We start from the raw sequence: 26157 nt of genomic DNA on the forward strand, positions 1-26157 counted from the left end.
AGGGGAAGGTCAGACGAGGAAGTTCTTGAGCTCGGCGACGAGCTTCTTGATGTGTCCGGACAGGACCGGGGTGCCCTGGTCCTTGAAGCGCTGGCGGAACCACGGGTTGACGCTCTGGTGGCCGCCGCTGCTGACCGAGCCGACCGGGATGAATTTCACTCCGGACCGGTGAATGGCGTGCATGCCGTCCCAGACGGCCTGCTGCTGCCACTCGTAGAAATCGGAGATCCAGACCACCACGGTGTTACGCGGGTCGGCGATCCTGGGCCGGGCCAGGTCGAGCGCGACCGTGCCGTTGGTGCCCCCGCCGAGCTTGGTGTGCAGCAGCACCTCGAACGGGTCGTGCACCCAGGGGGTGAGGTCGAGGGCGACGGTGTCGTACGCCAGCAGGTGCACGTCGACCTTGGGCAGCCCCGCGAAGATCGAGGCCAGGATGGTGCAGTTCACCATCGAGTCGACCATCGAGCCGGACTGGTCGACCACCACGATCATCCGGGCCGGCTCGACGCGTTTCGCGGTCTGCCGGTAGTAGAGGCGGTCGACGTAGAGCCGCTCGTCGTCGGGGCTCCAGTTCGGCAGGTTCTTCCAGATGGTGCGGTCGAGGTCGAGGTTGCGGTAGACGCGTTTCGGCGGCACCGACCGGTCGATCGTGCCGGCACCGGCCTGGGCCACCTGGGTGCGCAGCACCTGGGCCACCTCGTCGACGAACCGGCGGATCAGCGCCTTGGCGTTGGCCAGCGCGACCCCGTCCAGGTTGTGCTTGTCGCGCAGCAGCTGCTCGATCAGCGACATGCTCGGGGTGAGCTGCCCGGCCAGCCGCGGGTCGGCGAGCACCTCGCGCAGCCGCATCCGGCTGATCAGGTCACCCTCGATCCCGGCGAGCACCCGGCCCAGACCGTCCTCGCCCTCGCCGGAGCGGCCGCGCAGCCGGCCGGGCTCGCAGCCCATCGCCCGCTCGAACCAGCCGGCGTCGGCCTGCCAGCCCTGCAACTGCCCCGCGGTCACGCTGCCGGACCCGGTGGCGAACACGTTGAGCAGCAGTTTCGACACCAGCGCGGCGCGGCGCACCTCGCCCTCCCGGTCGTCTCCGGGATCGCTCATCAGGGTGTCGAACTCGGCCGCCAGGTGCGGGAAGCGCTGCACGACGGTGTCCACCGACACCGCCGGGTCGAGCAGCGCGGCGGGCAGCCCGAGGTCGTCGACGACGGCCATCGAGGCGGACTCCAGGGTGGCCTGCTCCTCCGGGTCGAACAGCCGGGCCAGCAGCCGCCAGTACAGCACCTGCCGGCGATTCTCCGCAGCGCTCATTTCCGCAGCAGCCTTCCCGCGCGCTCGCGCAACACGTCGACCGCGGTGCCGGCGGCGGCCTCGGCCTTGGCCGCTTTCGCCTCGGTCGGGCCGAGCGCCCAGTCGCCGCCGTGCACGGCCACCGGCTTCTTCTTCACCAGCGTCTGCACGGCCAGCGGCTGCAGCAGCCACCGTCCGTCCCAGCGCAGCAGGCCGAGGCAGGCGGTCGAGGCGGCGACCAGCTCGGGGGTGAGCGGCCCGGCCGCGGGCAGCCGGTCCAGGTCGACCGCCAGGGTGACGCCGCCGCCCAGGTCGAACGCCCGATCGGTGTGGCCGTAGCCCTCCAGCAGCACCGGCTCGGCCAGCGCCGCCGGGTGCCGATCGAGCGGGGTGACCGGCAGCGCGGCGGCCGTGCCGAGCCGCACCCGGGCGGCCGCGAAGGGGTCGGCCGGCGCACCCGCCGTGGCGCGCGCCTCGTCCCAGATCAGGTCGCCGCCGGGGGTCAGCGCCATCCCGGCGACCTCGACGACGCGGTGCTCGGCCAGCGCGCGGCGCAGCGTCGGGAAGGCGGTCAGCATCCGCCACGCGGCCGGGCCGCTGATCGTGTCCACCTTGGCGGCGGCCACGCTGGTGCGGACCAGGCGGACCGCGCCGTCGGCGGTCTCCAGCAGAGCGTGGGCCTGCGCCTGGAACACCGTCGGATGCTCGTGCAGGTCGACGCCGAGCAGCAGCAGCCGCCCGTCGACCGGGGTGGCGGCGAAGGCCGGCCGGCCCGGTTGGGCGAGCAGCAGCGCGCGGGTCCACAGGTCGGCCCACCGGCGCACCGGGATCCGCGGCAGGGTGGCGACCGGCGCGGCCGTCCGCAACTCGGCGGCGAGACCGTCGAGCAGCACGGCGAGCCGCCGGGCGCCCGGGTCGGCCAGCAGTGTCTGGACGGCCGGCCCGGCGCCCCCGGCCAGCTCGTGGTCGACGCCGCGCCAGCCGGCGATGGCGAGCTCGCGCAGCCACGACCGGGCGCCGGCGAGGACCTGACCGGAATCGGTCGCGGCCGGGGTGGCCGACCATGGCGCGCGGGCTCGGCCTAGGGCGGTGTCCAGGCTGTCGCGCAGCGCGTCGTGCGCGGCGCCGAGCAGCGCGGTGCGCGCCCCGGCCAGGGTGAGCAGGTGCTCGTCGGTGACCGTGCCGGCCACGATCTTGCCGATCGCCTCGGTGACCCGCTCGGCCAGCGGCGAGCCGGCGAACGCCGGGACGAGAGCCTCCAGCGCGGCCGGGTCGGCGCGGGCCAGGCCCTGGGTCAGCGTGTCGTCGACCCCGTCGACCAGGGCGAGGGTGCCGGCGAAGCCGTCCGGCAGGCCGCGCAGCGCGTCGGCGAGCATCAGCGCACCGCCGCCGCGGCCGGGAACCACTGCAGCTCGGGCAGCGGGTCGGTGGTCGGCTCGACCTCCAGATAGGCCAGGTGGCGCAGGAAGCCGCTGAACACCTCGGCGGCCCGGTTCGGCGCGGTGACCGGATGCAGGCCGGCCCACAGGTCCTCGGCGTCGTCGGCCGACAGATAGCGCGCGACGCGGGCCGCACCATACTGCGCGACGGCGGCCTCGACCAGGGCGCGCAGGTGGTTGCAGGCCCGGGTGCCGCCGGACAGGCCGCCGCACGGGCGGTTGTTGTTGGTGTTGCAGCTCAGCCCATGGTCACCGACGGTGATCGACGAAACGTAGACCCGCTCGATGTCGGAGCCGCTGGAGACCACGCCCTGCAGCCGGCCGTCGGCGAGCTCGACGAACGGCACCTTGGCCAGTTTGCGCGGCTGCACCGGCGCGATCACGGATGCCGAGCCGCGCCGCTCGTAGGCGACGTCATCGGATGTCACAACCAGTCCTCTCCCCTGTGGTTCACGTGGGGACAGTTCTAGCCGAGACGTACGACAAAAATCCGGAAGCCCAGCTCACAGGCCGGAATCGTGGATGCCGGCGGCGGCCGGGAAGTCCTTGCGGGCGTGCCGGCCGGCGGCCGCGACGACCCGGTCCGGCCGGATCAGCAGGCCGCCGGTGAGCGCGAAGCCGTCGCCGAGCGACTCGTCGAGAGCGGCCGGGCAGAGCCGGCCACCGCCCGGGCCGACCAGCGGACCACGGTGGAACGCCGGCCACGCGACGTTCATCGCCCGGCGCTCCGCGCCCGGCAGTCTGGTGACGGTGCGTAGCAGAAAACGGCGGAGTGCCGCCGAGCGGCGGCTGCCGCCGGTCATCACCCAGCCGATCAGCATCGCCATCCGGATCATGCTGCGGGCGTGCGGGCGACGCTCCTGGGCGTACGTGCCGAGCAGCCGCTCGTCGGCGCGGCCGGACAGCACGAACGCGATCTTCCAGGTCAGGTTGGCGGCGTCCCGGATGCCGGCGCACAGGCCCTGGCCGATGAACGGCGGGGTGAGGTGGGCGGCGTCGCCCAGCAGGAAGACCCGGCGGTCCCGCCAGCGGGAGGCGAGGGCGCCGCGGAAGGTGTATTCGGCGGTACGCAGAATGCTCAGCGCCCCCGGGTCCGGGAGCCCGCTGAGCCAGGGCTGGAGCAGCGACGGCACCGACCGGTCGACCGGGAGGCGGAACTCCCATCGATATCGGCCGGGCGTGACCATCATGAAGGTGGCCGCCCGCGACGGGTCGCAGACCTGCTGCACCCCCGGGTACGCGGACAGGTCCGGGCCCTGCGCGTCGACCACCAGCCAGCGCTGGGTGAAGCCCAGGTCGTCGAGTGTGGACCCGATCAGGGACCGGACCAGGCTGTTCGCGCCGTCGCAGCCGAGCACGAAGTCGGCGGTCAGTTCACCCGGCCCCTCCACTGATCGGTAACGGACGAGGACCGGACCGGACGGCGGCTGCTCCACGTCGTACACCTGTCTCCCGGCGCGAAGCGCTCCGTGGGGCAACGCCTGCCGCAAGAGGCGCTCGAGATCCGGTTGATCGAACATGTTGGCCTGCGGGAAGCCGTGCTCGCCGGCGGGCTCGCGGTCGAAGGTGGCGAGCGGCCGCAGCGACGGATCGACCAGTTGCATGCCGGGCGCGGGCCGGGAGATCGCGTGCAGCCCGGCCGCCAGCCCGAGGCCGGCGAGGACGCGGAAGATCTCGTCGTCGAAGTGCACGGCACGGGGCAGCGGATACGGCTCCGGGAAGCGCTCCAGCACCACACATCCGACACCGCGACGGGCCAGCATCAGCGCGGCGGTCAGGCCGGTCGGGCCGGCGCCGACGATCACCACCGGGACATGTTCCATCCGATGATGATGCGCGCCGCCGCGGCCGGCACGACAACCCGGGTGATCGCCGATCGCACCCGATTCGCAACCCCGCGGCCGGAACATTCCGGCGTGTCCTTCGACGACGTGCTCCTCGACCCGGCCGACGCGCATCCGGAACTCGCCGTGGTCCGCGCCGCTCTCGCCCGCCGCGACTGGCCGGCCTGCCGCGCGGTCCTCGACAGCGCCGCCCCGGGCGGGCGGACCTGGCTGCTCAGCTGGGCCGCGCAGGAGCGCGGCATCGAGGAGACGCTGCGGTACGCGCTGCACGCCGACCCGGCGGACGGCGCCGCCGCCGCGCTGCTCGGCATGCACCTGACCGACGTGGCGTGGGCGGCCCGCGGCAGGGCGCGGGCCGCGCGCGTCGGCGCCGAGCAGTTCGCGATCTTTCAGGACTGGCTGCGCCGGGCCGAGGCGGTGCTGATCGACGGCGCCGCGCGGACGCCCGGCGACCCGGCGCTCTGGGCGGCCCGGCTGACCACCGCCCGCGGGTTGCAGCTGGGGCCGGCCGAGACCCGCCGCCGTTACGACCGGATGCTGGCCGCCCACCCGCACGACTACGCCGGACAGGCGCAATACCTGCAGAGCCTGTGCCCGAAATGGGGCGGCGACTGGCCGCGGGCGCACGCGTGGGCGGCCGAGGCGACCGCGGCCGCCCCGCCCGGCGCGGCGCAGGGGTCGCTGGTCGCCATCGCCCACCTGGAGAACTGGCTGGAGCTCGACGAGCCCGAAGCCACCGCGTACCTGCGTGAGGAAGCCGTCCGGGACGCGGTCGCGCAGGCCGCGCACCGCTCGGTCTGGCACGCCGATTTCCGCCGGGAGCCGGGCTGGGTGCCGGCCGCGAGCGCGTTCGCGATGGCGTTCAGCCTGATGGACGAGCGGCCGGCGGCCGGTGCCGTCTTCGCGATGCTGGGCCGCCTGGCCCACCGGTTCCCGTTCAGCTACCTCGGCGGCGATCCCGCCGCGGTGGTCGCCGGTCTGCGGGACCGGTCACTGTCGCCGGTGGGGGGCGTCCGATGACGGCGTTGTACGACGTGGACGGCGTGCCCGCCCTGCATGCTCCCGGCACCGGCCCGATGCGTGCCGGGCTGATCTTCCGGGTGGGTTTCGCCGACGAGCCGCTCGCCCGGCACGGCATCACCCACCTGCTGGAACACCTTGCGCTGCACTCGCTGGGGATGACCGACCACCACTTCAACGGCACGACCGGGGTGGAGCACACCAGCTTCCACCTGACCGGCACCCCGGACGAGGTGGCGACGTTCCTGACCCGGGTCAGCACCGCCCTGCACGACCTGCCGGCGCACCGGCTGCCGGTGGAGAAGGATCTGCTGCGCGCCGAGGCGAACGGGCGCGGCATCGACCCGAAACCGCTGTGGCGGCACGGCGCGATCGGGTACGGGACCGTGTCGTACCCGGAGTGGGGCCTGCCCGCGATCACCGCCGATGACCTGCGGACCTGGGCGGCACGCTACTTCACCAGGGACAACGCGGTGCTGTGGGTGGCCGGCGACCGTATCCCGGCCGGGCTGCGGCTGGCCCTGCCGCCCGGGCGCCGCGAGCCCGCGCCGGACCCGTCGAACGCGCTGCCGGTCACTCCGGCCTGGTTCAGCGGCGGCGACAGCGTGGTGGCCTGGGACGCGCTCGTCGCCCGCGGCGCGGCCACCGAGGTCTTCGCCGACGTGCTGGAACGCACCATGTTCCGGCAGATGCGCCAGGAGGCCGGGCTGTCCTACACGGTGGGTGCACACTGGCGGCCGATCGGTTCCGGACAGGCGCTGGTGACCGCGGTCGCCGACGCGCTGCCCGAGAAGTCCGGGGCGGCGCTCGGCGAATTCCTCGACGTGCTGGCCACGCTGCGCGCCGGACGGATCCATCCGGACGACCTGTCGACCGTCGTGCGGCAGCGCGCGCAGGCGCTGTGGCAGGCCGAGCAGTCCGGGGAGCGGCTCGAGGCGGTGGCCCGCGACCTGCTGGCCGGGCTGCCGGTGCGCTCGGCCGAGGCGGAATTCCGGGTGTACGAGGCGGTCACCCTCCCGGAGATCGTCGCGGTGGCCGAGGCGGCGAGCGCGAACGGGCTGCTGATGGTCCCGGACGGTTCGTACGGCGGGTGGGCCGGGTTCACGCACGCGCCGACCGCGTCGGACACCCTGGTCACCGGCACCGCGTACGAGTCGCTGAACGACCCGGCGGAACGTCTGCTGGTCGGCCCGGACGGGATCAGCATGATCGCCCCGGATGCCCGGGCGACCGTCCGCTACGCGGCATGCTCGATCATGCGGGCCTGGCCGGACGGCGCCCGGCTGCTGGTCGGCACCGACGGCATCCGCATCATGGTCGAACCCGATCTGTACCGCGCCGGCGACGACGCGATCGGCTGGATCGACCGTGCCGTCCCCGCCCACCTGCGCGTCGACCAGCCCCCGCGCGACCCGTCGGCGCTGCCCACACCGGCACCGGCCCGTCCGGCGCCGGCATCGGCATCGGCATCGGCATCGGCATCGGCATCGGCGAAGAGGTTCAACCCGAAAACCCAACGCACATTGTCGTACGTGATGAGTGGCATCAGTGCCGGCGGCGTCGTGTCCATGCAGCAGCACGAGCCGGTCCTGGCCGCCCTGTTCCTTCTGCTGCTGATCCTGGTGACGACCGGTGGCCACGTCATGCGGCGCCGCCTACGGCACCATATGTGATGACGATCGATGTTCCGCCCGGTATGGTCATGGCCCCCGCGTCGCGCGCGACGCGGGGGCCAGTCTCCGTCCGTCATCCGGAAGGCTCCGCTGTGCCCCTCGAGGTGCGCCCGATCAACGGCCCCGGCGAGATCGACCTGTTCAACTCGCTGCCCTACCAGCTCAATCCGGAGATCGCCGGCGACCTCGAGGCCGGGCGGCGCCGGCCGCAATGGCTGTGGATCGCCCTGCGCGGCGGCACCGTCGTGGCCCGGGCCGGCTGGTGGTCCCGGCCCGGCGACGCGCTGCCGGCGCTCATGGACATCTTCGACGTGACCGACATCGATGCCGGCCGCCACCTGCTGCGCACGGCGATGGCCGCCGTCCCGACCGGGCAGTACAACCGCTATCTGCCGCCGGATTGGCGGGAGACGGCGCGCGCGGCGGCCGAGGTGCGCGAGTCGCTGCTGGCCGAGACGGGCGGCAGGCTCTTCGTCGAACGGCTGCGTCTGGAATGGCGGCCCGGCACGCCGATCCGCGACCCCGGCGACCGCCTGCGCTTCCGGCCCCCGCACGGTGCCGACGAACTGATCGGCCTGATGACCGCGGTGCTCGACGGCACCCTGGACGCGTTCAGCCGGGACGATCTGCGCCGGATGACCGCGCGCGAGGCGGCCGAACAGCAGTATGCCGAGGAGCTGGCGCGGTACGGCAGCCCGCGCGACTGGTGGCGGGTCGCGGTCCGGGCCGACGACGGCGAGCCGGTCGGCTTCGTGATCCCGGCCCACAACGGATATCACCCGATCATCGCCTATCTCGGGGTCGCGCCGGTGCATCGCGGCAACGGATACATCGACGAGATCCTGGCCGCCGGCGTGCGGATCCTGGCCGATCGGGACGTGCCGCGGATTCGCGCCGCCACCGATCTGGGCAACACCCCGATGGCGGCGGCTTTCGCGCGCGCCGGATTCCGCGCCTTCGAACACGAGATCGCCTTCACCTGGCCGGATTGAGCTATCCGATCGGGCGGTCCAGTTCGATGCCGAAATGGGTGCGGTACGCGGCGAGCAGATCCGCGTCGGAGGTCAGTTCGGTCTCGACACGATCGCCGCCGACGGTGCGCAGCAGGGTGCGGCGGCTCAGGGTGATGCGGGTGTCACCGTCCAGGCGGGTGCAGACCGGGGCCCGGCGAAACTGCGATTCCGGCCAGGTCTGTTGCCACCAGCAGGCCGGTGCGAAATCGGTGAGCGGACGGGCCCGGCGTTCCAGCCGATACTGCGGTTCGCCGGCACGCAGCACGACGATGTCGCCATCGGGGGCGTCGACGAGCCGGAAACGGCCTTCCGGATCGACCTGGTCCGCACGGTCGCCGAGCCGCAGCGGATAGATGGTGTGCCGGCCGAAGCCCACATCCACCAGCCATTCACCGTCGACGATCAAGGCGAGGTGGTCGAAGAGCGGGCCGAAAACACCGTCCCCGCGGTGCACCCGGCAGGCGACCCGGTCGACCGTGTGCCCGAGCTCTTCCAGCAGCAGCGCGAAAAGGCCGTTGAGCTCGTAGCAGAAACCCCCGCGGCGCCGGCGCACGACCTTGTCGAAAAGCGCGTCCGGGTCCAGCGAGATGGTCTCCCCCAGATGGATGCTGAGATTCTCGAACGGCACGGCGCGCTGGTGGGCGCGGCTCAGCTCGCGCAATCCGGGGTCGTCGGCACCGATCCGGTCGAGGTATGCGGTCACGTCCATCCCGGAAGCATCGGACATCAACCCGGGTCGAGGTCAACCCTCCCCGCCGCCGGGGTCTGAACCCCCCGTGGCGCGGCGTCAGTCGCCGCCGGTGGGCGGCCGGCCGGTGCGCCGGCCGGCGAGCCGGCAGAGCGTGGCGCCGACCGCGAGGACGCACAGGCCGGCCAGCGCCACGGCCGCGGCGTCCGGTCCGGTGACGGGCGAGGTCGGTGGCCGGGTGTCTCCACTCGGCGCGGTCCGGTGCGGTGCCGCCGGGGTCGGTGAGCTCCGGCTCGGCCGGGGCAGATGCGGCGCGGACGACGAGGGTGACGCGGACGGCGCGGACGACCCGGACGGCGAGGGTGACATCGGCGGCGGCCCGGCCGGTGACGGCGGCCCGGACGGTGACGGCGGCCCGGACGGTGACGGCGACGGCACCGGCGAGGGTGCCGGCGGCGGCGGGACGATCACGTGCACCGTCGCCTGCGCCACGTTGCCGTCGGCGTCCATCACCTCGTAGGTGAAGTCGTCGGTGCCGCTGAAGCCGGGATCCGGCACATAGGTGACCGTGCCGTCCGCGTTCATCACCGCCGTGCCGTGCCGCGGCCGGCCGATACCGCTGAGGCTGACCGGCCGCCCGTCCTGCCCGGTGGCCGGCAGTCCGATCCGCACCAGCTGGCCGTCGCGCACGGTGGTCTGCTTGTTCGGCACCGACGGGGGCACGCCGACCAGGATCGCGACCGTCGCGCCGGTGCGGTGCCCGGCGTCGTCGACGGCCGTGTAGTCGAGCGTCGCCGTTCCGGAGAAACCGGCCGGCGGTGTGTAGGTCACCGCGCCCGGGGTGAACGTGGCCGTGCCCCGGTCCGGCACCCCGGCCGAGGTGACCGCCAGCGTGCCGGCCGGATCCAGGTCGTTGGTGAGCACGTCGACGGTGATCGGCCGCCCGTATGGCGTCCTGCGGGCGTCGGGCACCGCCACCGGCACGCCGTTGGACACCGTGACGGCGACGGTCCCGGTCGCCGTGCCGCCGTTGCCGTCGCCGATCGTGTACGTGAACGTGTCGGGGCCGACGTAGCCCACTGCCGGGGTGTACCTGATGCCGCCCGCGGCGAGGGTGGCCGCGCCGTTCGCCGGCTGGCCGGCCGCGACGACGGTCAGCGTCTGCCCGGGATTGGGGTCGCTGTCGTTGGCGAGCACGTCGACCAGCACGGACCGGTCGGAGAGCAGTGCGGCGGTGTCCGGCCGCGCGACCGGCGCCGCGTTCGCGACCTGCACCGTGACCCGCGCGGAAGCCGTGTTGTCCGCGGTGTCGGTGATGGTGTAGCCGAAGGTGTCGGTGCCGAAGAAGCCGGGAGCCGGCCGGTACTCCACCGTCTGGTCCGGGTTGATCCGGGTCGCGCCGTGCGACGGCGTGCCCACCGCGGTGACCCGCAGCGGCTGCGCTTCGGGGTCGGTGTCGTTGGCGGTGACGGCGATGTCGACGGCGGTGTCGGCCGGTACCGCCACGGCGTCGTCGACGGCGTCCGGCACGCCGTTGATGAACAGGGTGACGTGCGCCGTGGCCGTTGCGCCCGCGTCGTCGGTGACCACGTAGTCGAAGATGTCGGTGCCGGCCGTGCCGGGATTCGCCCGGTAGGTGAGCACTCCGCCGGTCAGCGTCAGCGTGCCCTTCGCCGGTGTGGTGGCCGAGGCGACGGTGAGGACCTGCCCGGTGTTGGGATCGCTGTCGTTGGCCAGCACCGACAGTCCGGCCGGCGTGGCCGGCCGGACGGAGAACCTGTCGTCGGCCGCGACCGGCGGTGCGTTGCGCACGGTGACCGTGACGGTGGCCGCGTCGGCGAGCCCGGCCGGATCCTCGATCGAGTAGCCGAACGCGTCGGTGCCCCAGAAACCGGTGGCGGGCACGTACGTGACCGTGCCGTCGGCGTTCGCGGTGACCGTGCCGTGCGCCGCCGTGCCCACCGCGGTCAGCGTCAACGGGTCGCCGTTCGCGTCGTCGTCGTTGGCCAGCACCGGCAGCACCACGGCGGTGTTCGTGTCGATGATCGCCGCATCCGCACGGGCGGCCGGCGCGACGTTCACCACGGTGACCGTCACGGTCGCGCCGACCAGCGTGTGGCTGCCGTCGTCGAGCGTGTAGTGGAAGGTGTCCACGCCGAAGAAGTGCGCGGCCGGCGTGTACGTCACCCGCCCGCCGGGCCCCGCCACCGCACCGCCGTGGCCGGGCGGACCGTCGATCGCGACGGTCAGCGGCTCGCCGTTCGGATCGGGGTCGTCGTTGGCCAGCACGTCGACCGTGATGGAGGCGCCGCCGAAGCCGGTGACCGCGTCGTCACGGGCGGCGGGAAGCCCGTTGGCGACGGTCACCGTCACGGTGGCGGTGTCGGTCCCGCCGTTGCCGTCGTCGACGGTGTAGGCGAAGGAGTCCGTTCCCGAGAAGGCGACGTCGGGCAGATAGGTGATCCGGCCGGTCGGGTCGCGGGTGACCACGCCGTGCGCCGGTGCGGTGGCGCCGGAGACGTGCAACGGGTCGTTGTTCGGGTCGGTGGCCGCGGCGAGCACGGTCAGGGTGCGCGGCGTGCGGTAGCCGGTCGTGGTCACGAACGCCTGGGCCACCGGCGGCGCGTTCGCGACGACGACCGTCACCGCTGCGCTGTCCGTGCCGCCGCGGCCGTCACTGATCGTGTAGCGGAACGTGGCCACACCGGAGAAGCCGGGCGGCGCGGTGTAGGTGACCACCCCGGCGGACAGCGACGTGGTGCCGGTGCCCACCGCCGGTTGACCGGCGGCCGTGACGGTCAGCGGGTCGTTGTTCGGGTCGGTGTCGTTCCCGGTCACCGGCAGCACCACGCCGGCCTGTGCCGCCGGGTAGGTGACCGGGAACAGGTCGCCGGCCGCGGTCGGCGCGGCGTTCTCCACGTCGACGGACACGACCGCCGTCGCGGTGTCGCCGCTGCTGTCGCTCACGGTGTAGGTGAACGTCGTCGTGCCGGTGAAGACCGGATCCGGCGTGAAGGTGACGTCGGTGTCCGTGAAGGTCACCGTGCCGGCGGCGGACGGCGGCTGGGTGACCGCGGTGACGGTCAGCGGGTCGCCGTTGGGGTCGGCGTCGTTCTGCAGCACGTCGACGGTGACCGGGGTGTCCGTCGGCGTGTTCACCACGTCGTCGTTCGCGACCGGCGGCGCGTTGCCCGTGGTCACCGTGACGGTCGCGATGCCCGAGCCGCCGTGCGGGTCGTCCACCCGGTACCGGAAGGTGTCGGTGCCCGACCAGCCCGCGGCAGGGGTGTAGGTGATGCCCTGATCGCTGCGGGCCACGGCCACGCCGTGCGACGGCGGACCGGACACCGAGTACACCAGGGCGGACATCGGATCGTCCGGATCGCTGTCGTTGGCCTTCACGGTGATCGTGACGGGCGTGCCGAACGACGTGGCGGCGCTGTCGGCCACGACGGTCGGCGCGCTGTTGACCACGAGCGTGGCGGTGGCGGTGTCGTTCGCGCTGTTCGCGTCCGCTCCCGTGCCACCGATCCGCAGGGTGGCGACCGGGCTCGCCGCCGCGGACCCGCTCACGGTCGCCGGGACCGTGGCATGCGCGGAACTGCCGGCGGCCACGGGTCCCAGGGCACAGGTGACCACCTGCCCGGCGGCCCAGCAGCCGGTCGGCATCATCCCGGGCGTGACGCCCGCGGGCAGGGTGAGGGTGGCGGTGGCGGCCGGTTCCAGGTCGCCGGTGGTGTCGGTGACCGTCGCCGTGTAGGTCACCGCGGCGGGAGTGGCGGCACGCTGCACGACCGGCGGGGTGACCGCGAGCGCGGCGGCGAGGTCGTCGTGCGGCTGCAGCACGACGCTGGCGGTGGTGGCGCCGGTGGCGGTGACGCTCACCCCGCTGCTGCGCCCGGAATAGGCGACGTTGACCAGGTTGGTGATCGGATACCCGGGTGGCGCGCCGGGCTGGACGGTGACCCGGAAGGTGACCCAGGTGGTGCCGGCGACCGGGATGCTGCCCAGCGTCCACCCGGCCGCGCCGGCCGCATAGGATCCGGCGTCGTCGCCGCTCGCGTCGGTGACCGGCGAGGCCGCCACGGTGAGCGACCCCGGCACGTAGGTGGTGTAGTCCGGGACGGCGTCGCTGAGCACGACCCCGTCGGCGGTGTCGTTGCCCTCGTTGCGCACCGCGATGCGGTACTCCAGCGTGTCGCCGGGCACCAGACCGCCGCCGTTCAGGTCGACCACCGACGGCGTGGTGGTGATGTTGGGGGCGTACAGGTCGATGGTGAAGGTGAGGACGCCCGGGTAGTACTGGTCCCCGGTGGTGGTCAGGGTCAGCGTGGCCGAGGTGGCGGCGTTGGCGAACATTCCGGTCGCGTCGACCTGGTCGACGTCGAAGCCGAGGGTGTTGTCGTAGCCCGGGGTGCGGCCGCCCACCGGCGTACCGGACTCACTGACCGTGCTGTTGAAGAAGTTGCTCGCCGGGTTCTGCGCATCGGTCAGCGAGCGGCCGTCCACCTGCAGGCTGTCGCCGGAGGTGCCGCGATCACCCTCGTACGCCACCGCGCCGACCTTCGCGTGCACGGTGCCGGTGTGCGGGGTCTCGAAGCCGGTCACCGGGATGTTGGTGTTGCCGCTGGAGACCTGGCCGAAGCCGTCGTACACGCGCAGCGCGCGCATGTCCTGGGCGGCGTTGTGGTACGCGACCACCAGCGACCACCCCGCATACGAGCCGGACGTGATCGACGCCTGGATGTTCGCCACCGCGTACACGCCGTTGCCGATCCCGGCCACCTGGGCGGTGACATCGGCGAACCCCTGGTAGATGCTGCCGTTGGGAAACAGCGTGGCGGCGGTGATCGGCCGGTACGAGCCACCGCCGTCCGTGCTGAACAGGACCTGGTCGCGCAGCGGCGAGACCGAGTCCGCGCCCCAGTAGAGGCCGGCGAACAACACCGTGCTGCCGGGCGGCATGTCCAGCGTCGCCAGGCTGTCGTTGAAGGTGAGCGGATTGGTGTCGACGTCGGTGTACGCCATCGCGTAGCTGTTGTTGTTCGCGCTCGCTCCGGTGGCGGTGCCGTTGCGGGCCTGCGGGCAGGTGGGCTGCCCGGACAGCAGGCAGGTCAGGTTCGAGTTGCCGCGCAGGATGATCGAACCGTTCGTGTTCGCGTCGAAGCGGTCCCGGAAGGTGGACGTGACGGCGGCCCCGGCGTGGCCGACGGTCAGCATCGTCACCGCCGCCAGGACCACCACCAGCACGGCCGTGGCGGCCCGGCGTAACCCCACGTCACTGAGGCTAAGCGAGAATTGTTCTCTTTTGTCACGGAATACCGGAGAGGTCGGCGGTTGCAGCCGCGGTGTTTGCGACCGAGCCGCAACCGGCGAAGGCCTCTCCTGCACCCCTGCGGCCCGACTCTCGCCTCATGAGCACAGGTAAGCACAGGACGATGACCGTCGCAGCCGTGGTTGCCCTGACAGTCGGCGTGGCGGGTACCGCTTCCGCGAGTGCCGCGGTCAGCGGGGCGGACGGCACGATGTACGCCTGCCGGAACAGCGCCGGAGAGGTGAAGCTCCGCGATTCCGGCACACAACCGTGTTCCAGGACATGGACGCCGATCAGCTGGAATGCCAAAGGCGTCGCCGGCCCAGCGGGCCCGGCCGGCGCCACGGGCGCCACCGGCCTTACCGGCCCGCAGGGGACCACCGGTCTTACCGGCCCGCAAGGCGCCACCGGTCTTACCGGCCCGCAAGGCCCCACCGGTCTTACCGGCCCGCAAGGCGCCACCGGTCTTACCGGCCCGCAGGGTCCCATCGGCCTCACCGGTCCGCAAGGCCCCACCGGGCCGCAGGGCGCCACCGGGCCGCAAGGCCCCGCGGGAGCTCAAGGCGCCACCGGCTTGCCGGGGAGCGACGGCGCCGCGGGTCCCGCGGGCCCGGCCGGCGCGCAAGGCCCGCAGGGCAAGACCGGCGCCACCGGCCCGCAGGGCGCGAAGGGCGCCACCGGCCCGCAGGGTCCCCAGGGAGTGCCGGGCCCAGCGGGCGCGCCGGGAAGCGCGACGACCATCCGGTTCGGGTACCTGACCTGTTCTCCCCAGACGTGTGAGGACAGCCTCGACCTTCAGGCCACCACGCCCGGCCTTACCGAGACCGGCATCAGGTCCGGCAACGCCACCTACTTCTGCGTCGAAGGCGTTCCGCAGAGCGCGACATCTTTCCTGGTGCAGTACGAAGTCTCTGATGCCGCGGCGGCGGAGTGGTCGACCGCGGCGACCAACTCCCAGCCCTCGGTGGGCCAGAGCACGTTCAGTCGCCTCAGGCCGACGTCGGCATACCTCAGCTCGGTCGGCTGCCCCGGCGACACGGCCATGGTGATCCACGCGGCGACCGGAGCGATCTCGCACCCGGCCGCCTGGACGGTGGTGTTCCAGTAGGCGCCCCTACGAGCGGGTGATCCAGAAGGTCAGGCCGATCGAGTCGTCGCTGAACTCCCGCGGATCGGCCCAGTCCGGGTCGCCGGCCGCGAAGTCGGTGGCCAGCACCTCGTCGGCGACCAGGTCGCGGTGCTCGGCCAGGGCCAGCGACGTGTCCCCGCCAGCCCGGTAGCGCAGCCGGATCCGGTCGGAGACCTCCAGGCCGCTGCCCTTGCGGGCCTCCTGGATCTGCCGGATCGCGTCCCGGGCCACACCGGCCCGGCGCAGCTCCGGGGTCAGGTGCAGGTCGAGCGCGAGGGTGGCGCCGGCGTCCGAGGCGACCGCCCAGCCCTCCCGCGGCGTCTCGGTGATCACCACCTCGTCCGGGGCGAGCGTGACCTCTTCCCCGTCGACCGTGACGGTCGCGGATCCCTTCGTCCGCAGATCGTCCTTCAGTCGTGCCGCGTCAGCGGCCTGGATGACCGCCGCGACCTGCTGGACGGCCTTGCCGAAGCGCCGGCCCAGGGCGCGGAAGTTCGCCTTCGCGGTGGTGTCGACGAACGAACCGGCGAGCGCCTCGACCGCGTTGACGTTGAGCTCGGCGGCGATCTCGGAAAGCAGCTCGGGCGGCAGGTCGGCGCCGCCGGACACCAGGGCCCGCGACAGCGGCTGCCGGATCTTGAGGCCGGATTCGGCGCGGGCGGTGCGACCCAGCTCGACCAGCCGCCGGGTGGTCGCCATCTGCGCGGACAGATCGTGGTCGACCAGGGCGGTGTCCGGCTCCGGGAACGCCGCGAGGTGCACCGAGGACGGCGCCTGCGGATCGACCGCGACGATCAGGTCCTGCCACACCCGCTCGGTGACGAACGGGGTGATCGGCGCCATCAGCAGGGTCACGGCGCGTAGCGCTTCGTGGAGGGTGGCGAGGGCGGCGGGGTCGCCTCGCCAGAAACGGCGGCGGCTACGGCGTACGTACCAATTGGAAAGATCGTCGATGAAGGCGGCGATCAGTTTGCCCGTCTCGTGCGGGTCGAACGCCGCCATCGCGCTGTCGACCTTCGCGATGAGCTGCTGCAACTCGGAGAGAACCCAACGATCAAGGGCGGACCGCTGCGCGGGCTCCGGGTCCGCCGCGGACGGCGTCCACTGGGCGGTACGGCCGTAGAGCGCCTGGAAAGCGACCGTGTTCCAGTACGTCAGCAGGGTCTTGCGGACCACCTCCTGCAGCCCGGAGTGACCGACCCGGCGAGCCGACCACGGTGAGCCGACGGCCGCCATGTACCAGCGGACCGCGTCGGCGCCGTGCTGATCCATCAGCGGGATCGGCTCCAGGATGTTGCCGAGGTGCTTGGACATCTTGCGGCCGTCCTCGGCGAGGATGTGGCCGAGACAGACCACGTTCTCGTAGGACGAGCGGTCGAAGACGAGCGTGCTGACCGCCATCAGGGTGTAGAACCAGCCGCGGGTCTGGTCGATGGCCTCGGAGATGAACTGGGCCGGGAAGCGGCGCTCGAACAGTTCGGCGTTCTGGTACGGATAGCCGAACTGGGCGAACGGCATCGACCCCGAGTCGTACCAGGCGTCGATGACCTCCGGGACCCGGACCGATTCCGCCTCGCACTGCGGGCAGGCGAATGTGATCTCGTCGATGAACGGCCGATGCGGATCCAGGTCGGACAGATCACGGTTGGTCAGGTGGGACAGCTCGGCTCGCGAGCCGATGCACGTCAGGTGGCCCGCCGCGCACCGCCAGATGGGCAACGGCGTACCCCAGTAGCGGTTCCGGGACAGCGCCCAGTCGACGTTGTTGACGAGCCAGTCCCCGTACCGACCGTGCTTGATGTTGGCCGGTTGCCAGTTCGTCTTCTCGTTCTCCCGCAACAGCGCGTCCCGCACCGCGGTGGTCCGGACGTACCAGGACGGCTGCGCGTAGTAGATCAGCGCGGTGTGGCACCGCCAGCAGTGCGGATACTTGTGCTCGTACGGCTCATGCCGGAACAGCCGGCCGCTGGTCCGCAGCTCCTCGACGAGCGGCCCGTTCGCCTCCCGGAAGAACATGCCGCCGACCAGTTCGATCTCCGGCTCGAAGGTGCCGTCCCGGCGCACCGGATTGACCATCGGCAGACCGTAGGCGCGGCAGCTGGCCAGGTCGTCAGCGCCGAACGCCGGGGACTGGTGGACCAGCCCGGTGCCGCTGTCGGTGGTCACGTAGTTCGCCAGGATCACGATGTGCGCGTCCGGCACGTCGACCATCGCGAACGGGGGCTGATAGGTCCAGCGCTCCAGTTCCTTGCCGAGGAATGACTCGCCGGTCGGGGTGAGACCCTCCGGGATCAGCGGCTCGGCGACGATCAACCGCTCCCTACCGTCGGTGACCACCACGTAGGTGACCGACGGGTGCACCGCGACCGCCGTGTTCGACACCAGGGTCCACGGCGTGGTCGTCCAGACCAGCAGCGACGTCGTCCCGGCCAGCGGGCCCGAGGTGAGCGGGAAACGCACGTAGACCGACGGGTCGACGTCGATCTCGTACCCCTGGTCCAGCTCGTGGTCGGAGAGCGTCGTCTGGTCCCGCGGACACCACGGGGCGACGCGGAAATCCTCGACCAGCAGACCCTTGTCGAAGATCTGCTTGAGTGACCACCAGACCGAGTCGATGTACGCCGGGTCCATGGTCCGGTACGCGTCGTCCATGTCGACCCAGTAGCCCATCCGCCGGGTGAGGGCGGCGAAGGCGTCGGTGTGCCGGGTCACCGACTCGCGGCACCGGTCGTTGAACGCGGCGATCCCGTACGCCTCGATGTCCTGCTTGCCGCTGAAACCGAGCTCCTTCTCCACGGCGAGCTCGACCGGCAGGCCGTGACAGTCCCAGCCGGCCTTGCGGGCGACGTGGAAACCCTTCATCGTCCGGTAGCGCGGGAACACGTCCTTGAACACCCGCGCCTCGATGTGGTGCGCGCCGGGCATCCCGTTCGCGGTCGGCGGGCCCTCGTAGAACACCCACTCGGGACGACCCGCGGACTGCCGCAGGCTCTCCGCGAAGACGTTCCGCTCCTGCCAGAAGCGGAGCACCTCGTGATCGAGGGTGGGCAGGTCGACCTGGGCCGGAACCGGGCGATACATGCCCGCAGACTTTACCCGTCACGCCACGACCGCGTCCGTGGAGGCGCTCGGCACTCCCCCGGACGGCGTGGCGCGGATCCCGCACATATCTACAATTCTCTATTTACAACGCCTCGGGGCTCCGGTAGCACGGGTGCGGTGGCCGCCATCCCCGCCGGCCACCGTCCGGAACTCGACGAGGCGGTGTCACCGTGCATCCACGTACCACCCTGCTGAGTGCGCTGGCCCTTCCCGCCGCCGCGGCCCTGCTGCTGTGGCCCGCGGCGCCGGCAGCGGCCAACGCCGCGCTCACCCAGGTCAGCACCGATCCGTACACCGACACCCAGGCACAACATCAGAGTGAGGTGGAGCCGGACACCTATGCTTTCGGATCCACCATCGTGTCGGCCTTCCAGGTCGGCCGGGTCTCCGGCGGCGGCGCGTCGAACATCGGCTGGGCCCGGTCCGGCGACGGCGGCACGACCTGGACCCACGGCTTCCTGCCGGGCGTCACCACCAGCGGCGGCGGTACGTTCGGGCAGGCCAGTGACGCCTCGGTGGCCTTCGACGCCTCGGCGGCTCCACCGTCGACGTGCTCACCAGCCGGTCCACCGACGGCGGGCTGACCTGGTCGAACCCGGTCATCACGGCAACCGGCTCACTGGACAAGAACTGGATCGTCTGCGACAACACCGCGGCCAGCCCGCACTACGGCAACTGCTACACCGAGTACGACGTCACCAGCTCCGGCGACTCCATCAGAATGAAGACGTCCACCGACGGCGGTGCCACCTGGGGCTCGGCACTGGCCCCCGGAGGCAGCCACGCCGGCCTCGGCGGACAGCCGGTCGTGCTGCGCAACGGCGACGTCATCGTGCCGTACCTGTCGACCACCGACACCATCCGCTCATTCCGCAGCACCAACGGCGGCAGCTCGTGGAACTCGACCGTCGCCGTCGCCACCGTCAGCCACCACGACGTGGCCGGCGGCCTGCGCGAGGAGCCTCTGCCCAGCGCCGAGGCCGACGCCGCCGGCACCGTGTACGTCAGCTGGTCGGACTGCCGGTTCCGCAGCGGCTGCCCCCGCAACGACATCGTCATCGCCAAGTCGACGAGCGAGACCACCTGGGCCGCGCCGGTGCGGGTGCCGATCGACGCGACCAGCAGCACGGTGGAACATTTCGTGCCCGGCATCGGGGTCGACCCGTCGACGTCCGGCGCATCCGCGCGCATCGGACTCTCCTACTACTACTATCCGGACTCGTCCTGCACGGCGTCGACGTGCCAGCTCGACGTCGGCTTCATCTCCTCGGTCAACGGCGGCACGTCATGGAGCGGCGCGACCGCGGTGGCCGGGCCGATGAACCTGTCCTGGATCCCGAACACCTCCCAGGGTCGGATGTTCGGCGACTACATCTCGACGTCCGTCGTCGCCGGGGGCAACGCCTACCCGGTGCTGCCGGTCGCCACCGCACCCACCGGGAGCACGCTGCATCTCGGCATGTCGGTTCCGGCCGGCGGGCTGCCGGTGGTCGGCGGCGCGAACGCTGCGGGGGCGGCGCTGGCGGGACAGGCGGGCGGTGGGAACTCCGCGGTGTGGCGGACTGCGCACTGACAGGTTGCTCTGCGCGCTCCTGGTGGCTTGCGCTCCGCGTAGGCCGCCGTCCTCGTGATCCCATGGTCTACGCAGCTCGGGGGCCGCGCAGCACGCGGGCCACGCAGCACGCAGGCCACGCAGCACGCAGGCCACGCAGCACGCAGGCCACGCAGCACGCAGGCCACGCGGCACGCGGCCTTGGGATCCACAGTTCCTGCAGCCCGGCACTCTCCGGCAGGAGACCGTTCGTGGTCCCTAGCCGGAGCCTCGACGGAGAACTGCTATGCGGGAAGCCGACCCCCTCCTGGCAGAGCTCCCCTGCCCGAGTGCGGGATAGGCCAACGGGATCGCGCCAGGTGAGCGGTGCGGTAGCGCGGCATGTGATGAGTGTCGGGGCCCAGCTTTCATCGGCGGTTCGGTGCGGCTTGGCGGGAATATCTTTTTTTGGCACTTGACGGGGCTTACACTTTGTTTTCGGGGCCGGGATAATTTTGGGGTGGGGCAGTTATCGCTGTTTGGTCGGTCGGAGGTCGCGCGGATGCGGGACCGCACCGCGGCACGGGGTTATTCGGCGGAGAAAGAGCAATTCCGACGTGATCATGAGCGTCGTCGTGAATGGGGTCTGCGGCAGAGGCACACGCGGAAGTTGGTGCGGAACGGATGGAGGGCTTCGGAGGCTTGGGCGGCCGTTGTCGCTGCGGATGAACGGCGGCGGCAGGCGATTTCAGGACGGTCACCATCGGCGGGTCCGGCTCCTGCGCCGGGGCCTCACCGGAGGCCGGTCTCCGCTGCGGCGGTTGAAGAGCAGACTCCGCTGCAGGTGGCGGCCGGGGAACCGGTCCTGCTGCAGGTGGCGGCCGGGGAACCGGTCCTGCTGCAGGTGGCGGCCGGGGAACCGGCCCCGCCACAGGCGACGACCGACGAACCGGCTTTGTCACAGGCGGCGGCCGACGAACCGGCTTTGTCACAGGCGGCGGCCGACGAACCGGCTTTGTCACAGGCGGCGGCCGTGGAACTTGCCCGGCAGAAGATTCCGGCCGACGGACCGGCCCCGCTGAAGATTGCGGCCGACGAACCGGTCCGCCCCGGGGCGGCGAGCGAGGAAAAGGTTGCAGTTAACGGGTCGAGAACAACTAAAACTGTTGATTCTCTGCTTGCGGCGGAGCGGGATCAGGGTGGTATTTTTATTGTTTTGGTGGGCCGGTGTTTGATGGTGGTCAAGGTGACACTCGGACAGGCGAGCTGGCGCCGGGATCGTCGTGGTCACCGGGCGGTGATACAGGCTGATAAAGGCGAATACTGTCGCAGGGGAAGAAGTTTTTCTGCGAGCCTGCGTGGTCCACCTGAAGCACCTTGTCAATTTTTCAAGGTGCGCGAGGGTGGGCCGCAATAACGCGTGCTGCGCAACGGAGTTCGATGATCACTGTTTCTTCGCCGGTTGATCGGCGATCGGCGACGCCCAGCGCTGGTGTATCGGGCCGATGCCGCAGGCCGTGAGCTGGTGCTGCAAGAGGATGCGGTGGCTCTGGGCGATGGCGTGGTGGCTGCCTATGGCTATCGGGTAACCGTCGACGCGGCTGGCGTACAGCATCAGGGTGAGTGCGCGCGGGAGGGTGATACCGGGTAACGCCGACCAGATGGCGGTGACGGCCGAGTCCAGGGAATGTGCGCGGTCCGCGCCGAGGTAGAGGGCCGCATCGTCGCGCGTCGCGGGGTGCGTGGGCTGGGCGTGGTCGTCCAGGTGATACGGCGGGGGCGGCGGCGGGTCGGTGGCCTGCAGCAGGGGCCAGAGGTCGGTGACCAGTGCGGGGATGTCGGCGTCCTGACGGAAGTCGCGGCCGGTGGGTCGGGGAGCGTTCGGGGACGCGTCGGAGGAAAGGAACGGGGGTGCGCACTCTCCGGAGCATGTGGCGGGGGCCGGACCACCGACGCGCAGCAGACCACCGACAGGCGCCGGCCCATCGACGCGCAGCAGACCACCGACAGGCGCCGGCCCATCGACGCGCGGCGGACCACCGACAGGCGCCGGCCCATCGACGGGCGGCGGACCACCGGCGGGTGCCGGGTGACGGACAGGTGGTCGGCCATCGGTGGGGCGGTGTGAGGCGGCGTCGCTGGGGGCTGAGTGGGTGTACCCGAGGTGGTCGACGGGCGGTAGGTCGGGGCGGGAGAAGAGGTGGGTGGCTTGGCGGGCCAGCTCAGCCGGGGTTTCGGCGGTGTGGACGAGGTTGGCGAAGGGGCCGTTGGCGTAGCGGGAGCGGATGGTGCGTTTGACGCGGCGGGCGGCTTCGAAGGCGTTCGGGCCGGTGAGCAGGAGGGCGGCGGAAGGGGCCGTGCACAGATAGCGGTCGAGGAGGGCGCGCATCAGAACGTGGCCTTCGTCGGTGTACTCCGACCAGAGGAGGCGGGTGTCGGCCGGGGTCAGGGTGAGGGGGTGGCGGCAGGCGATACGCAGGCCCTCGGCGGTGATGACGGACTCGACGGCGGAACTCCGGCCCGTGCGCAGGCAGTCCGGTTTGAGGAGGACGAACGCTCGTTCCATGCCGTGGTTCTCTCCGATCGCCCGACCCGCAATCGTACGGGCCGCCGGGGAGCCAATAGCGATCCGGGCCGGGCCGTGCCGAGCAGGGCGGCCGGGCTGGGCAGGCAAGGCCGGGCGGCGAGTGTGCCAGGTTGCCGGGCGGACGATGGGTGGGGAACCGAGCGTGGCGGGGGCTCGTCACAGAGGGATGGAACGGTCTTGGGGTGGCCGGGAACGGCTGCTGTTTCTGGGGATCACTCTGGTGGCTACGGGTCCGGCCTGGCGGTTGGTGCCGTCGGGGAGCCCGGTCGCGGACCGGATGCCGGCGATCGCCGGAGTGGCGCTGCTGGTGGCGGTGGTGCTGATCTTTCCGGTGTCCTGGGCGGTGCTGGCCCGGGGGCGGACGGTGGGACGCCGGGTCGGGCTGATCCTGGTGGCGCTGGTCGCGGGATGGTCGGTGGCGACGGTCTCGGCGGGGACTTACGAGACGCCGCCCAGTGTGGACGACTTCCTGCGGTGGCATCTGGTCGCGGCCGGCCTGACGGTGCTGGCGGGCGCGGCCTGGAGCCGCGGCGGCGGGTGGGGCGGCGTACGGCTGGTCGGTGGGGTGGTGTGGGTTTCGGGGGTGGCGGTGATTCTCGCGGTGCCGGTGGTGGGGCAACCGCCGGTGCCGCCGGGGGCGGTGCTGCCGGATGGGGTGGTGAGTCTGCCCGACGGTGTGGTGGCGGCCGGGAATCGGCTGGACTGCAACCGGGCGCGGTGCACCCGGGTGATCACGGTGCGGGCGGCGGGGACCGGAGAGGCTCGGGGGCTGGCGCGGCGGATCGGGAACCATCTGGCGATGGCGGACGGGTGGCGGATGCGGTGGTATCCGGGGTTCGCCGAGCCCGACGTCGACTGCCGGGGGTCGCACCGGCTGGCCGACCCGTACGACCTCTGCCTGCAACTGCGGGCGGTCGGTGAGCCGGACGCGAGTGTGGAGGTGCGGCTCTACTACCGCAATCGGCATGATCCGGTCTACCGGACGGCTTCACAGGATTCGCATATTTATTGAGGGGGGTGGACACGCCGGGTAAGAATGCCAGCCGTGACCGCCCGCATCCTGGTAGCTGACGACGATCCGAAGCATGCCCAGCTCATCCGGCTCTATCTGGAGCGGGATGGACACCAGGTGCTCACTGTGGGCGACGGCCGGGCGGCCTTGGAGCAGACCCGGGCGCGGCGGCCCGACCTGCTGGTGCTGGACGTGATGATGCCGCTGGTGGACGGGCTGGACGTGTGCCGGATCCTGCGGGCCGAATCGGACCCGGCGCTGAGCTCGGTGGCGATCCTGCTGGTCACCGCCCGGTCGGCGGAGAGTGACATGCTGCTGGGGCTCGACATCGGGGCGGACGACTACCTGAGCAAACCGGTCAGCCCGCGGGAGCTGACCGCGCGGGTCCGGGCGCTGCTGCGCCGGGTGCGTGGCGGGGAGAACCGCGAGGTGCTGCGGGTCGGTGACCTGGAGGTGGACGCGCCCCGGTTCGAGGTGCGGGTGGCCGGGGCGACGGTCCGGCTGACCGCCAAGGAGTTCGCCATCCTGGAACTGCTGGCCCGGGAGCCGGGGCGGGTGTTCACCCGGGGGCAGATCATCGACAAGACGTTCGGGTTCGAGAACGACGTGTCGGAGCGGACCGTCGACGCGCATGTGGTCAACCTGCGGCGCAAGATCGAGGAGAATCCGGCCGAGCCGCGGTACGTGCAGACGGTGTACGGGCGCGGCTACCGGATGGGCGACCGGTGAGTTTCCGGCTACGGATCTTCCTGCTGGTGCTGGTGGTGGCCGGCACCGCGATCGGGGCGACCGCCTGGCTCACGCTCAGCCTCACCTCGCGGGAGCTGTCCCGGCTCAACGCCGCCCGGGACCGGCACAAGGTGGAGATCACCACCGCGATCCGCCGGTTCGGGCTGACCAACGGGCAGTGGACCGGCATCGACGCGGTGGTCGCGCAACTGTCCCGGCGCACCGGCCTGCACATCCGGGTGGAGGGCGCGGACATCACGCTGGCCGACTCCGACGTGATCCGCGGGCAGGCGGTCGGCCCGGTGCAGCTGCAGCCGATCTCGATCGAGCCGTTCCCGGGTCTGGACCCGGACACCCAGGCGGACGCGGTGACGATCGCCCAGGCGGCCCGGGCCGACCCGAACGTGATCACCACCTCGGACCTGAAACGCCTGAACCGGTCGCAGGTGGAGGCGATGATGCGACAGCGGCCGGCGCTGCCCGCCGGCCTGTTCACGGTCACGCCGCGAACCAGCGGGCTGACCACCCCGGAGGGCAAGGCGCTGCTGCAGCTCGCGCAGTACCGGGCCGGGCTGGTCGCGGTCCGCTGCGCGGCCGAGCGGCACGAGCTGACCCTGCCGCAGCTGGGCACCGAGCAGCTGCCGTTCCTGACCCCGGAGCAGTTGACCACGGCGGCCGACTGCGTGCGGGCCGGGCGCAACCGGGTGTTCGCCGACACCGGCTGGCTCGACGAGTGGTGGCAGCAGTTCGTCCAGTGCCGCTCCGACCCGCGGTACTTCGACCAGTGCCTGGAGCCGGCGTTCGCGCAGGGCGCGTCGAGCACGTCGGGCATCCCGGTGAAGGTCTACTTCGGCGCCGGCCGCGCCCAGGATCTGCAGGGTCTGGGCCGACCGGCGGTGTTCGGCGCGGCCGGGCTGCTGGTCGCCGCGGCGCTCGGCACCGCCTGGGTGGCCCGCCGGGTGAGCCGGCCGGTGCGGGCGCTGACCGGGGCGTCGCTGCAGCTGGCCGCCGGGCAGCTGGACGTGCGGGTGCCGGCCGGCGGCAAGGACGAGCTCGCCTTCCTGTCCGCCTCGTTCAACGCGATGGCCGAGGCGGTGCAGCGCAGCGAGGAGCGCCAGCGGCGGCTGGTCGCCGACGTCGCCCATGAGCTGCGTACGCCGTTGTCGAACCTGCGCGGGTACCTGGAGGGCCTGGCCGACGGCGTGATCGAACCGACCCCGGAACTGTTCGCCTCGCTGCACGAGGAGACCCTGCTGCAGCGCCGGATCCTCGACGACCTGCAGATGCTCGCCCTGGCCGAGGCCGGTGACCTGGCCTACCATCCGGAGCCGCTGGATCTGACCGAGCTGGCCGAGACGTCGGTGACCGCGCACCGGGCGAACGCCGCGAACGCCGGCCTGGAACTGATCCTGGACGCGCCCGAACCGGTGCTGGTGACCGCCGACCCGGACCGGATCCGGCAGGTGCTCGGCAACCTGCTGAGCAACGCGATCCGCTACACCGACGCCGGCGGCCGGGTCGAGGTCGGGGTCAGCCGGGACCCGCTCACCGCGATCCTGACGGTGGCCGACACCGGGGTGGGGATGACCGCGGCCGAGGTGTCCCGGGTGTTCGACCGGTTCTGGCGGGCCGACCCGGCCCGGCAGCGGACCACCGGCGGTTCCGGGCTGGGGCTGACCATCGCCCGGCGGATCGTCGACGACCACGGCGGCAACATCAGCGCGGCCAGCGAACCCGGGCTGGGCACCACCTTCACCGTCCGGCTGCCGGCCGAGATGCGCTGACGGCG

Annotated in this window: 18 protein-coding genes; 10 read left to right on the top strand and 8 right to left on the bottom strand. The window is 72.1% G+C overall.

Features of this window, described 5'->3' with window-relative positions; translation table 11 throughout:
* Positions 1 to 9 precede the first annotated feature (9 nt).
* The 4 genes from ACSP50_RS24680 to ACSP50_RS24695 all read right to left on the bottom strand — a co-directional run bounded on the left by ACSP50_RS24680 (position 10) and on the right by ACSP50_RS24695 (position 4549).
* On the bottom strand, positions 10 to 1308 hold the full coding sequence (locus ACSP50_RS24680) for a VWA domain-containing protein (RefSeq protein WP_014692007.1): 1299 nt from the start codon (positions 1306 to 1308) through the stop codon (positions 10 to 12).
* On the bottom strand, positions 1305 to 2663 hold the full coding sequence (locus tag ACSP50_RS24685) for a hypothetical protein (protein ID WP_014692008.1): 1359 nt from the start codon (positions 2661 to 2663) through the stop codon (positions 1305 to 1307). Before ACSP50_RS24685 ends, ACSP50_RS24680 begins: the two co-directional genes overlap by 4 nt.
* On the bottom strand, positions 2663 to 3154 hold the full coding sequence (locus ACSP50_RS24690) for a hypothetical protein (protein WP_014692009.1): 492 nt from the start codon (positions 3152 to 3154) through the stop codon (positions 2663 to 2665). Before ACSP50_RS24690 ends, ACSP50_RS24685 begins: the two co-directional genes overlap by 1 nt.
* A 75-nt stretch (positions 3155 to 3229) precedes the next feature.
* A complete protein-coding gene (locus ACSP50_RS24695; protein ID WP_014692010.1) occupies positions 3230 to 4549 on the bottom strand; it encodes a bifunctional 3-(3-hydroxy-phenyl)propionate/3-hydroxycinnamic acid hydroxylase in 1320 nt (439 codons plus the stop codon).
* Between ACSP50_RS24695 and ACSP50_RS24700 the strand changes: the two genes are divergently transcribed.
* From ACSP50_RS24700 to ACSP50_RS24710, 3 genes are all read left to right on the top strand, one after another.
* On the top strand, positions 4541 to 5590 hold the full coding sequence (locus ACSP50_RS24700; protein WP_231956710.1) for a hypothetical protein: 1050 nt from the start codon (positions 4541 to 4543) through the stop codon (positions 5588 to 5590). The genes ACSP50_RS24695 and ACSP50_RS24700 overlap by 9 nt on opposite strands.
* Entirely contained in the window at positions 5587 to 7263 is a 1677-nt protein-coding gene (locus ACSP50_RS24705) for a pitrilysin family protein (protein WP_014692012.1), read from the top strand. The genes ACSP50_RS24700 and ACSP50_RS24705 overlap by 4 nt, the downstream gene beginning before the upstream one ends.
* Before the next feature lie 92 nt (positions 7264 to 7355).
* On the top strand, positions 7356 to 8255 hold the full coding sequence (locus ACSP50_RS24710; RefSeq protein WP_043512109.1) for a GNAT family N-acetyltransferase: 900 nt from the start codon (positions 7356 to 7358) through the stop codon (positions 8253 to 8255).
* A gap of 1 nt (position 8256) precedes the next feature.
* Here ACSP50_RS24710 and ACSP50_RS24715 read toward each other — a convergent pair whose 3' ends face one another.
* Both ACSP50_RS24715 and ACSP50_RS24720 read right to left on the bottom strand, forming a co-directional pair.
* The gene (locus ACSP50_RS24715; RefSeq protein ID WP_014692014.1) at positions 8257 to 8985 is read right to left on the bottom strand and encodes an arylamine N-acetyltransferase; all 729 of its coding nucleotides are present in this window, start codon (positions 8983 to 8985) and stop codon (positions 8257 to 8259) included.
* Positions 8986 to 9063: 78 nt separating this feature from the next.
* Positions 9064 to 14241, bottom strand: coding sequence for an Ig-like domain-containing protein (locus ACSP50_RS24720; protein ID WP_014692015.1), 5178 nt, complete (start codon positions 14239 to 14241; stop codon positions 9064 to 9066).
* A 161-nt stretch (positions 14242 to 14402) separates the two neighbouring features.
* Here ACSP50_RS24720 and ACSP50_RS44870 point away from each other — a divergent pair, with 161 nt between their 5' ends.
* A complete protein-coding gene (locus tag ACSP50_RS44870) occupies positions 14403 to 15386 on the top strand; it encodes a collagen-like protein (protein ID WP_014692016.1) in 984 nt (327 codons plus the stop codon).
* A 6-nt stretch (positions 15387 to 15392) separates the two neighbouring features.
* Here ACSP50_RS44870 and ileS read toward each other — a convergent pair whose 3' ends face one another.
* Complete coding sequence (gene ileS / locus ACSP50_RS24730; protein WP_014692017.1) at positions 15393 to 18488, bottom strand: isoleucine--tRNA ligase; 3096 nt, start codon at positions 18486 to 18488, stop codon at positions 15393 to 15395.
* A gap of 191 nt (positions 18489 to 18679) precedes the next feature.
* On the opposite strand from ileS, the gene ACSP50_RS43530 reads away from it, so the two are divergent.
* The 3 genes from ACSP50_RS43530 (at position 18680) to ACSP50_RS42245 (ending at position 21457) form a co-directional block, all read left to right on the top strand.
* Entirely contained in the window at positions 18680 to 19093 is a 414-nt protein-coding gene (locus ACSP50_RS43530) for a hypothetical protein (protein ID WP_197688090.1), read from the top strand.
* Positions 19060 to 20082, top strand: coding sequence for a sialidase family protein (locus ACSP50_RS24735; RefSeq protein WP_197688091.1), 1023 nt, complete (start codon positions 19060 to 19062; stop codon positions 20080 to 20082). Before ACSP50_RS43530 ends, ACSP50_RS24735 begins: the two co-directional genes overlap by 34 nt.
* 802 nt (positions 20083 to 20884) lie before the next feature.
* The gene (locus ACSP50_RS42245; RefSeq protein ID WP_155123616.1) at positions 20885 to 21457 is read left to right on the top strand and encodes a hypothetical protein; all 573 of its coding nucleotides are present in this window, start codon (positions 20885 to 20887) and stop codon (positions 21455 to 21457) included.
* Positions 21458 to 21484: 27 nt separating this feature from the next.
* Here ACSP50_RS42245 and ACSP50_RS24740 read toward each other — a convergent pair whose 3' ends face one another.
* Positions 21485 to 22714, bottom strand: a complete 1230-nt coding sequence (locus tag ACSP50_RS24740; RefSeq protein WP_231956711.1) for a nucleoside-diphosphate kinase — start codon at positions 22712 to 22714, stop codon at positions 21485 to 21487.
* Between the two features lie 133 nt (positions 22715 to 22847).
* Here ACSP50_RS24740 and ACSP50_RS24745 point away from each other — a divergent pair, with 133 nt between their 5' ends.
* Genes ACSP50_RS24745 through ACSP50_RS24755 form a run of 3 tightly spaced genes read left to right on the top strand, consistent with a single transcriptional unit; the run spans position 22848 to position 26152 of the window.
* Complete coding sequence (locus ACSP50_RS24745; protein ID WP_155123617.1) at positions 22848 to 23639, top strand: hypothetical protein; 792 nt, start codon at positions 22848 to 22850, stop codon at positions 23637 to 23639.
* A gap of 24 nt (positions 23640 to 23663) precedes the next feature.
* Positions 23664 to 24368 (top strand): response regulator transcription factor, encoded by a 705-nt coding sequence (locus tag ACSP50_RS24750; protein ID WP_014692021.1) that lies wholly within the window; start codon positions 23664 to 23666, stop codon positions 24366 to 24368.
* Positions 24365 to 26152: an ATP-binding protein gene (locus ACSP50_RS24755; protein ID WP_014692022.1), complete on the top strand. Its 1788-nt coding sequence runs from the start codon at positions 24365 to 24367 to the stop codon at positions 26150 to 26152. Before ACSP50_RS24750 ends, ACSP50_RS24755 begins: the two co-directional genes overlap by 4 nt.
* The last annotated feature ends 5 nt before the right edge of the window (positions 26153 to 26157 follow it).

The organism is Actinoplanes sp. SE50/110 (assembly GCF_900119315.1).
In the GTDB taxonomy this organism is placed as follows: domain Bacteria; phylum Actinomycetota; class Actinomycetes; order Mycobacteriales; family Micromonosporaceae; genus Actinoplanes.